Annotated in this window: 7 protein-coding genes; all 7 read right to left on the minus strand. The window is 69.8% G+C overall.

Annotation, left to right across the window (positions count from 1 at the left end; all coding sequences use genetic code 11):
- Window positions 1–438: potassium-transporting ATPase subunit C (locus tag D588_RS0107545; RefSeq protein ID WP_017915543.1), on the minus strand; the 438-nt coding region annotated here is incomplete at its 3' end.
- A gap of 72 nt (window positions 439–510) precedes the next feature.
- Window positions 511–2,580 (minus strand): potassium-transporting ATPase subunit KdpB, encoded by a 2,070-nt coding sequence (gene kdpB, locus D588_RS0107550; RefSeq protein WP_026143482.1) that lies wholly within the window; start codon window positions 2,578–2,580, stop codon window positions 511–513.
- A gap of 10 nt (window positions 2,581–2,590) precedes the next feature.
- Entirely contained in the window at window positions 2,591–4,309 is a 1,719-nt protein-coding gene (gene kdpA, locus D588_RS0107555) for a potassium-transporting ATPase subunit KdpA (RefSeq protein WP_017915545.1), read from the minus strand.
- Window positions 4,310–4,325: 16 nt separating this feature from the next.
- Entirely contained in the window at window positions 4,326–4,418 is a 93-nt protein-coding gene (locus D588_RS0107560) for a potassium-transporting ATPase subunit F (RefSeq protein WP_010341961.1), read from the minus strand.
- A gap of 292 nt (window positions 4,419–4,710) precedes the next feature.
- Complete coding sequence (locus tag D588_RS0107565) at window positions 4,711–6,219, minus strand: outer membrane beta-barrel protein (RefSeq protein WP_039727084.1); 1,509 nt, start codon at window positions 6,217–6,219, stop codon at window positions 4,711–4,713.
- Between the two features lie 708 nt (window positions 6,220–6,927).
- On the minus strand, window positions 6,928–8,499 hold the full coding sequence (locus tag D588_RS0107575; RefSeq protein WP_026143484.1) for a CocE/NonD family hydrolase: 1,572 nt from the start codon (window positions 8,497–8,499) through the stop codon (window positions 6,928–6,930).
- A gap of 233 nt (window positions 8,500–8,732) precedes the next feature.
- The coding region (locus tag D588_RS0107580) for an AIR synthase-related protein (RefSeq protein WP_017915547.1) at window positions 8,733–9,126 on the minus strand (394 nt) is incomplete at its 5' end.

The following is a 9,126-nucleotide window of genomic DNA, read 5'->3' on the forward strand; positions in this document are numbered from 1 at the left end:
CGGCAGGCCGCGCGCGGCGGCGACGCGCGCCACCTGAAGTTGCGCCGCGTCCACGCTGATGTCCGGGTCCATGCCGCTGCCGGACTGGGTGATCAGATCGTCCGGCACCTGCGCCGGGTCGATGCCCTCGCGCGCGGCCACCGCCTGGCGGGTGTCATCCAGGCGCTTGCGCAGGTCGGGGTTGCTGCGCGCCTGGTTGCTGCCGGCGGCCGACATCGGGTCGTACTTGGCGCCGGACGGACGCGGCTGGAAGTAGCCGGCGGCGGCGAACGGCTGCGCCACCAGCGCCGAGCCGACCACGCGGCCATCGTGGCTGCGCAGGCTGCCGTTGGCCTGCTCGGGGAACAGCGCGCCGGCCAGCATGGTGGCCAGCAACGAGTACAGCGCGGCGGACGCGAGCACCAGCAGCGGCAGCACCAGCACCGCGCGCCAGCGCATCGGTTCGCGAAGGGAAACGGAAGACACGGTCATGGAGGTAATTCCGAAGGAGCGTGAGAATCGGCGCCGGGGTCAGCCCAGCGCCACCAGCAGCAGGTCGATGGCCTTGATCCCGACGAACGGCAGCAGCACGCCGCCCACGCCGTAGATCAGCATGTTCCGGCGCAGCAGCGAGGTCGCCGAGGACGGGGTGAAGCGCACGCCGCGCAGCGCCAGCGGGATCAGCGCCGGGATCACCAGCGCGTTGAAGATCAGCGCGGCGAGCACCGCGTTGGTCGGGCTGGACAGGCGCATCACGTTCAGCGCGGCCATCTGCGGGATCGAGGCGGCGAACAGCGCCGGCAGGATCGCGAAGTACTTGGACACGTCGTTGGCCAGCGAGAAGGTGGTGAGCGCGCCACGGGTGATCAGCTGCTGCTTGCCCACTTCCACCACCGCCAGCAGCTTGGCCGGATCCGAATCCAGATCGACCATGTTGCCGGCCTCCTTGGCCGCCTGGGTGCCGGAGTTCATCGCCAGGCCGACGTCGGCCTGGGCCAGCGCCGGCGCGTCGTTGGTGCCGTCGCCGACCATCGCCACCAGGCGTCCGCCGGCCTGCTCCTGGCGGATGCGCGCCAGCTTGTCCTCGGGCGTGGCCTCGGCGATGTAGTCGTCGACGCCGGCCTCGGCGGCGATGGCCGCGGCGGTCAGCGGGTTGTCGCCGGTGATCATCACCGTCTTGACGCCCATCGCGCGCAGCCGCGCGAACTTCTCGCGCACGCCGTGCTTGACCACGTCCGACAGCTCGACCACGCCCAGCACGTGCCGGCCCTCGGCCACCACCAGCGGCGTGGCGCCGCTGCGCGCGACCTGCTCGACGCGGCTCTTCAGCTCCGCCGGCACCTGCCCGCCCAGCGCGGTGACGTGGCGGATCAACGCATCGGCGGCGCCCTTGCGGATCGACCGCAGCGGCTGCATGCCGTTGGCCGGCAGGTCGACGCCGGACATGCGGGTCTGCGCGGTGAAAGCGACGAACTCGGCGCCGGCCGGATCGGCCGGCGGCAGGCCCTGCTCGCGCGCCAGGCGCACGATCGACTTGCCTTCCGGGGTCGGGTCGGCCAGCGACGACAGCATCGCCGCCTCGCGCAGCTGCGCCACATCCACGCCGCTGAGCGCATGGAACACGGTGGCCTGGCGGTCGCCGTGGGTGATGGTGCCGGTCTTGTCCAGCAGCAGCACGTCGACGTCGCCGGCCACTTCCACCGCCTTGCCCGACTTGGCCAGCACGTTGGCCGACAGCGCGCGGTTCATGCCGGCGATGCCGATCGCCGGCAGCAACCCGCCGATGGTGGTCGGGATCAGGCACACCAGCAGCGCGATCAGCAGCAGCGGATCCACGTGCACGCCGACGAAGCCGGCGATCGCCGGCAGCGAGGCGACCACGATCAGGAAGGTCAATGTCATCGCCGCCAGCAGCATGGTCAGCGCGATCTCGTTCGGCGTCTTCTGCCGGTTGGCGCCTTCCACCAGCGCGATCATCCGGTCCAGGAAGCTGTGGCCCGGCTCGGCGGTGACCTTCACCAGGATCTCGTCGGACAGCACCTTGGTGCCGCCGATGACGCCGGAGCGGTCGGTGCCGGCCTCGCGCAGCACCGGCGCCGATTCGCCGGTGACCGCGGCCTCGTTGATCGTGGCCAGGCCGTGCACGATCTCGCCATCGGCCGGGATCAGCTCGCCGGCCGAGACCACCACCAGGTCGCCCGGACGCAGTTCGGCGGCGGGCACGCTGGTCTCGGCGTCCAGCCGCACACTGGCGACCCGGCGCGCCACCAGGTCCTTGCGTGCGCGCCGCAACGAGGCGGCCTGACCGCGGCCGCGGGCCTCGGCCACCGCCTCGGCGAAATTGCCGAACAGCACGGTGACCAGCAGGATCGCGGTCACCGCCCAGCCGAAGCCGGCCGGGCCCTGGCCGGACACGGTGATCAGCGCCGACAGCAGCGTGCCGGCGAACACCACGGCCATCACCGGGCTGCCCAGCAGGTGCCGCGGCGACAGCTTCAGCACGCTGTCGCGCAAGGCCGCGCGCAGCGCCGCGGCATCGAACAGCCCAGGCCGGCGCGCCGGCGAAGAAGCCACGGAAGTAGAAGGAAGCGGGGTGCTCATCGTCGTCGTCTCAGTGCGCGGCCAGGGTCAGGTGATCGGCGATCGGTCCCAACACCAAAGCCGGCGTGAATTGCAGAACGGTCAGGATCGCGATGACCGCGATCAGGGTCAGCGCGAAGGTCGGGGTTTCCACCTGCAGGCTGCCGCCGGTTTCCGGCGCCACCCGCTTGCGCGCCAGTTGCGCGGCCACGATCAGCGGCACGATCAGCGCCGGATAGCGGCCCAGCAGCAGCACCACGGTGCAGCTCAGGTTCCACCATGGAATGCCGTCGCCCAGCCCCTCGAACCCGGAGCCGTTGTTGGCGAACGCCGAGGTGTACTCGTAGAACACCTGGCTGATGCCGTGGAAGCCCGGATTGGAGGTCGCCGAGATCGAGGCCGGCAGGGCAAGGGTGACCGCGGTGAAGCCGAGCAGCACCAGCGGCTGCAGCAGGATCAGCAGCGCCAGCAGGCGCACTTCCGGCGCCTCGATCTTGCGCCCGAACAGTTCCGGGGTGCGCCCGGTCATCAGGCCGGCCAGGAACACGCTAAGCAGCAGGTACACCAGGAACTGCTGCAGGCCGCAACCGATGCCGCCCCAGATCGCGTTGATCAGCATGTTGACCATCGCCACGCCACCGGTCAGCGGCGCCAGCGAATCGTGCATGGCGTTGACCGAGCCGTTGGAGGTCTGCGTGGTCAGCGACGACCAGGCCGCCGAGGCATCGACGCCGAAGCGCACCTCCTTGCCTTCCATCAGCGCGGCACTGCCGGGCGCGTGGCCTTCGGCCCACAGCGACACCGCGGTGGACGCCAGCGACATCACCAGCATGCTGCCGAACACCAGCGCGGTGAACTTGCGGCGCCCGGTGAACGGGCCGACCATGAACGCCACCGCCACCGGGATCAGCACGATGCCCAGCATCTCCAGCAGGTTGGAGAACGGCGTGGGATTTTCCAGCGCCATCGCGCTGTTGGGGCCGTACCAGCCGCCGCCGTTGGTGCCGAGCTGCTTGATCGCCACCATCGCCGCGACCGGGCCGAGCGGGATCTTCTGCGTCTGCTGGCCGGCGCTGGCGTCCAGCGGCGTGGCGACCGGACCGGCCGCCAGGGTCGAGGGCACGCCCTGCTGGGTCAGCAGCAGCGTCCACAGCAGGCACAGCGGCAGCAGGAAGCGCAGGGTCGGACGGATCACGTCGGCCCAGTAGTTGCCGAGGTCGACCTCCTGCGCCGTCTCGCCGCCACTCGCGGCCGCCTTGCGCGCCGCATCCTGGCCACGCCCACCGAACAGGCCGCGCAGCGTCGCCGCGACCAGCGCCAGGCCCATCATCGGGGTGATGAACTGCAGGCCGACCACGCCCACCGCTTGCGACAGGTACGACAGCTGCGCCTGGCCCGAGTAGTGCTGCTGATTGGTGTTGGTCAGAAACGAGACCATGGTGTGCAAGGCCACGTCCCAGCGCATGTTGGGCACCGCATCCGGATTGAACGGCAGCCAGGCCTGGGTCACGAACAGCACGAACACCAGCACGCCCAGTACCAGGTTGCTGGCCAGGAACGCGCCGGCATAGGCGCGCCAGTGCATGCCGCGCGCCGGGTCGGTGCCGAGCAGACGGTACAGCGGGCGTTCGATCCAGCCGAACAGCGCGTCGCCGCGCATCGGCGCCCCGCGCATCACCTTGGCCAGGTACAGGCCCAGCGGCCATCCCAGCAGCAGCGCGAGCGCATAGACAAGCAATGTATCGATCATGGAAGTGGCACTCGGCTCAGAAATCTTCGGGGCGCAGGATCACGTACAGCAGGTAACCGGCCGCGACGATCACCGCCACGCCGCAAACGAACGAAAGCCAACCGCTCATGGTCTCAACTCCGAAACAAAGGGACGGCCCGCCGCAGGGCAGGCCGCAATCGTGTGGGAACACCGCCGTACGCGGCATGCGCACGGAGGCAGAAGGGAAGCGCAACATGGCCACGCACGCCGGGTCGGACAGGCCTTCTGGCCCAGGCCGGCATTATCGAAGCCGCCGCCATAAACTCTCCGTGGCGAAGCCGCGCGGCACGCATAAATTCTGCGTAAAACCGTGCGGCGCAGGCGCGTGTGCCACGTCTGCCGGCGCCGCGCCGCCGCCTGCACGGCAGCGCGCGACGACCTCAGTAATGCAGGATCGCGTCGATCAGCGCCGTCGCCTGATGGTTGCGGCGCCCGCCGTCGTAGGCGGGGAAATCGTAGGCGTGCTCGTAGCGCAGCTCCGGGCGGATCTCCAAGTCCTGCGACACCCAGTGGGTCAGGCCGATGGTGTGGCTGGAGTAGCGCGTGGCGAAACCGGTGCGCTGGCCGTCGTGGTCGTTCACGAACTCGTTGCGGATCGCCAGCATGTCCGACGCGCCGAGCTGGATGTTGACGTAGTTGACGATGGCGTCGGCAGTGCTGCGCCCCAGCGGGAAGTCCGGCGCCTCGCCCAGCGCATAGCCCGGGCGCCCGGTCGGCGCGTGCGACTGCGACGGATCGGTGGCCAGCGCCTGGTCGCGCACGTAGATGTGGTAGGCCTCGGTGAGCATGTGCACCTTCGGCGAGAAGCGGTGGCCCCAGGTGAGCACGAATTCCTGCAGGTTGTTGTAGGTCTGCGCGGCGTTGTTGTACGACTCCACGCACGGATACAGCATGTCGTCGTTGCTCTTGGAGACCCAGCGCAGGCAGGCCTGCGCGCTCAGGCGGCTGGTCGCGTCCCAGATCGCCGAATCGTCGCCGCCGTGCACGCCGAGCTGCAGCGTCCACTGGTCGTTGAGCTTGGTGGTGGTGAGGATGCCCATGTTGGTATAGGCATCGACCGTGTACAGGATCGAATGGGTCAGCAGGTAGTTGTTCGGCGAGAACTGCGCCTCGATGTCCGGCAGCGACAGGTAGCGGCCGACCGTGACCAGCATGCCCTGCGCCACCGATGGCAGGTACAGGTCCACGTGCGCGATCATCGGATCGTTGCCGTAGATCTTGCCGTTGAGCGCGCTGTTGGGCTGCGGGTGGTGCAGCAACTGGTCGCTGGTGACGCCCTTCATCGTGGTGTAGTGGTAGTCGTAGCCGTACAGGTCATCGAGGTGGAAGCCCCAGTCGACATGGTCGGTCTGCACCGTGTCCGGCACGCGCTGCAGGCGGATCAGCGCCTGGTTGAACTCGCCGCGATTGGGCCGCGTGGAGTAGGACAGGGGGTAGTTGCTGCGCGAGGACGTGCTGGCGTTGAGCGAGGGATTGATCCAGCCGTACAGCTCGATGCGGTTGCGCTGCATCCACTGCCCCACGCGCGTGCACGCCAGCGCCTTCTCGACCGGGTACTGTGCGTTCTCGTTGGGCACGCCGACCGGGTAGTCCACCGCGCCGAGCTGCCATTCGGCCGACGGGAACGGCGGCGAGGAGAACGGCGCCGGCAGCCCGCGACGCGCTGGCGTCGGCGCATCGGGATCGGCCGGCTGCGCATCCTCGCGATAGGCCGAGGCCAGGCGCGAGAAGAAGCCATTGGAACAGTCGGCGCTGCGCGCCAGCGGCACGGGGGCGGGCTCCGACGCCGGCATCGCCTCCGACACGGGCGCAGCCAGACCCACGGCGGCGGCATCGCCGGCGCACAGCACGGCCAGGGACAGGAACAGGGGATGGAACTTCATGGACATCGCGACGTCGGCTCGCAACGAGCCGTCCTTCGTTGGGTGGAGGGAGGCAACGACGGCGCGCCGCCTCACGCGCACGCGCCATCGCAGGCGATGCGCCGGGTCGCGCATCGCGGGGAGGGAGTTGGAATGCAGCGCCGCGGTGGCGGCGGCGTTATGTCGTCAACGCGCGTGCAGTGAACGCGCGCGGCCGTTTAGCGGCGGATGCTGCAGCGCGCTGCGGCAGCCATGGTGGTGTCGCGGCGCACGCGGCATGGCCGCCACGCGGACGCGGACGGCACGCCGTTGCGTCTGCGGCACGCGGCGCCTGCAGGCGATCGGTGCGGCCTGCGACACGCTCAAGATTGCAGCCATCGATTCCACGCAAGCATCCCCGTCGTCAGCGCGGAAAGTATAGGAATCGCCGGATATCTTCGTTGCAAAGCGCAGGCGGGTTCGAATAAAAGCTGCGTAAATTCGTGTGCTGTGCTGGCGTGGTGTGCGCGCTCTGTGGCGATGCGTGGTGCCGTACCCTCATCCGCCCCTGCGGGGCACCTTCTCCCGATGGGAGAAGGGAGAGGCCAAAGCCCCTCTCCCATCGGGAGAGGGGTTGGGGTGAGGGTCCGGCAAGCGAAGCGCTACGCTGATCCAACTGCACGATGCTCAGCCCTACCCTCATCCGCCCCTGCGGGGCACCTTCTCCCGAGGGGAGAAGGGAAACGCCGCACTCCCTCAATGTAACGGCACGCTCAAAAACGATGGCGTCGCCGCTGGCGAGCTGAAGCTCACGGTGCCGCCGAAACGGCTGGCCGAGGTGTAGCGCGGATCGGTGGTGTCCACCACCAGCACCAGGCGGCGGCCGGCCGGGATCTCGACTGCGGTCGCCTGCAGCGCCAGGTCGAGCGTCACCGGTGTGCCCGGGGTCGCGTTGCGCAGGGTGTACGGCACATGGCTCAGCAACTGCGCCGAACCCGAGCCGTCCATGCTGTAGAGATAGGCGAACAGCGACACGTTGGACTGGCTCGGGGTCACCGTCAGGCGCAGCGAGGGCGCGCCGGCCAGGCGCTTGTCGCTGGACAGCACCGGGCCGCTCCACACTGCGGCACCCACCCGACTGACCAGCGGAATCGAGGTGGTTACAGGCTGGCCGAGGCCCTGCAACAGACCACTGACCATCACCACGCCGGAATCGGCCAGCGTCGGCACGTCGGTGGCGATGCGGTAGTTCCAGCCGCTGCTGTTGCCGCTGGTCAGCGACCCGGTCGGCAACAACAGGCCGCTGGGGCCGGTCAGGCCGTAGCGGGTGGCGCCGGCCTGTACGCTGTTCCAGTCGGCATAACTGAGCCAGGTGCCGCCGAGGGTCGATAGTTGCACCGGCGCTTCACGGTCCACGCCGTTGTCGCGGCCCTTCAGGTAACGGTCGAACCAGCGCGTGGCCTCGGTATACACCTGGTTCGGCAGGCCCAGCGCGCCCGGCAGCTCGGCAGTGGCGTGGTCGCCCTGGCTGAACATCAGGTGCTTGGGCACGCTGAGCCGGTTGTAGAGGTTGATGTACTGGTTCGGCGGGAACAGGCCGTCGTTGAACGCATTGGCCAGCAGCACCGCCGGGCCGTTGCGGTTGAGCGCCTGCACCTCGTTGATCACCCCGCGTTCGGCCGCCTTGGGCAGGAAGCCCTGCACCGCGCCGTCGTAGTCGCCCACCGCCACGTGTGCGGTGATCCGCGCCAGGTCCGGACCGGGCCGGCCGGTGGCGACCCCGGCGGCGACCAGCAGGCCCACACCCTGTTGGCTCACGGTGCTGTTGGCGTACAGCGAGGCCTGCAGATCGGCCCAGCCGCTGAGCGCGGCCACCGCCTTGATCCGCGGGTCGCGCGCGGCGGCGAGCAGGCTGGTGCCGGCGCCGTAGGAGATGCCCGAGACGCCGATCGCCTTGGCGTCGGCCGGGGTGTTGGCCAGCGCCCAGTCGATCACTGCGCTGACGTCCTCCACCGTCGGTGCCCCGGCGATGTCGATCAGCCCCTGCGAATCCCAGAAGCCGCGCGAGGTGTAGCTGACCACCACGTAGCCGTCGTTGGCCAGTTCGCTGGCGCGGCCCACGTATTCCAGGTTGGGTAACGACCAGCTGGCCGGCATCACCACCAGCGGGAATGGCCCCGGCCCCTGCCCTTGCGGCACCAGGACGAGCGCGCCGAGCTTGGTGCCGTCGAAACTGGGAATGCTCTGGTACTGCTTGGTGAAGCCGGCCGCGGCCGCGGCGGCGGAGAACACCAGCAACATCGCGCCGAGGGCGATGCGACGTGACACGGACATGCGCATGGACTGCCTCCCAAGCGGCGCCGGACCGGAATGGCCGGCTGCCGGAACGGTACTGCCAGAACGGTGACAAGGGCTCGACACGGGGCCGGGCAGGCGGACCGTACCACCGGGTACGGGCGATATTCACGCCGCAGTGCGGCACAGTATGGAAGGACCTTGGCGGGCGGCCCGAACGTGCTGGCGCCACGGCCGGTGGCCGGCGTGCGCCCAGGCCGCGCGGCTCAGCTCAAAAAGTGCTGGTAGCCGCTTCGCGGCGGCTGCCACCGCTGGCCGTCGGCATCGCGCACCGCGATGCCATTGCCGGCGACGACGCGCCCGATCGGCGTCGCCGTGACCCCGACCGCCTGCAGCGCCTGCACGATCGCCGCACGCTGCGCCGGGTCGGCGGTGAAGCACAGTTCGTAGTCGTCGCCACCGCCCAGCTGCCAGGCGTGCACCTGCGCAGGGTCCGCGTCGGCCGGGGCGGCGACCGCCGGCAGCGCGGCCAGCTCCAGTTCGGCGCCGACGTCGCTGCGCGCGCAGATGTGCTCCAGGTCGGCCAGCAGGCCGTCGGAGACGTCCACGCAGGCCCGCGCCAGGCCACGCAGGCGCAGGCCCACCTGCACCCGCGGCGTC

The organism is Xanthomonas sp. SHU 308 (assembly GCF_000364645.1).
Classification (GTDB): Bacteria; Pseudomonadota; Gammaproteobacteria; order Xanthomonadales; family Xanthomonadaceae; genus Xanthomonas_A; species Xanthomonas_A sontii.